Consider the following 1,067-nt stretch of genomic DNA (forward strand, 5'->3'; position numbering starts at 1 on the left):
GCGGTGCTTCCACTTCCGGCCTATCAACCCAGTGGTCTACTGGGGGCCTTACCCGATTAACTCGGTGGGAGACCTCATCTTGAAGCGTGCTTCCCGCTTAGATGCTTTCAGCGGTTATCACTCCCGAACGTAGCCAACCAGCCGTGCTCCTGGCGGAACAACTGGCACACCAGAGGTTCGTCCACCCCGGTCCTCTCGTACTAGGGGCAGCCCTTCTCAAGTCTCCTGCGCGCGCAGCGGATAGGGACCGAACTGTCTCACGACGTTCTAAACCCAGCTCGCGTGCCGCTTTAATGGGCGAACAGCCCAACCCTTGGGACCTACTCCAGCCCCAGGATGCGACGAGCCGACATCGAGGTGCCAAACCATCCCGTCGATATGGACTCTTGGGGAAGATCAGCCTGTTATCCCCGGGGTACCTTTTATCCGTTGAGCGACGGTGCTCCCACATGCCACCGCCGGATCACTAGTTCCGACTTTCGTCCCTGCTCGACATGTCTGTCTCACAGTCAAGCTCCCTTGTGCACTTACACTCGACACCTGATTGCCAACCAGGCTGAGGGAACCTTTGAGCGCCTCCGTTACCTTTTAGGAGGCGACCGCCCCAGTCAAACTACCCACCAGGCACTGTCCCTGATCCAGATAATGGACCGAAGTTAGACAGCCAGAACAACCAGAGTGGTATTTCAACGATGACTCCACCCGAACTGGCGTCCGGGCTTCACAGTCTCCCACCTATCCTACACAAGTTGTACCGACCACCAATACCAAGTTGTAGTAAAGGTCCCGGGGTCTTTCCGTCCTGCTGCGCGTAACGAGCATCTTTACTCGTAATGCAATTTCGCCGAGTCCATGGTTGAGACAGCGCCCAAGTCGTTACGCCATTCGTGCAGGTCGGAACTTACCCGACAAGGAATTTCGCTACCTTAGGATGGTTATAGTTACCACCGCCGTTTACTGGCGCTTAAGTTCAAAGCTTCGCCGGCCTAAACCAGCTAACCTGTCCCCTTAACGTTCCAGCACCGGGCAGGCGTCAGTCCGTATACATCGAATTACTTCTTCGCACG

The 1,067-nt window shown here is 56.1% G+C and carries 1 rRNA gene; it reads right to left on the bottom strand.

The features are described from left to right. Nucleotides 1-1,067, bottom strand: a 23S ribosomal RNA gene (locus ACFPJ1_RS43270); the annotation flags it as partial.

Source organism: Kribbella qitaiheensis (assembly GCF_042657745.1).
Taxonomy (GTDB): domain Bacteria; phylum Actinomycetota; class Actinomycetes; order Propionibacteriales; family Kribbellaceae; genus Kribbella; species Kribbella qitaiheensis.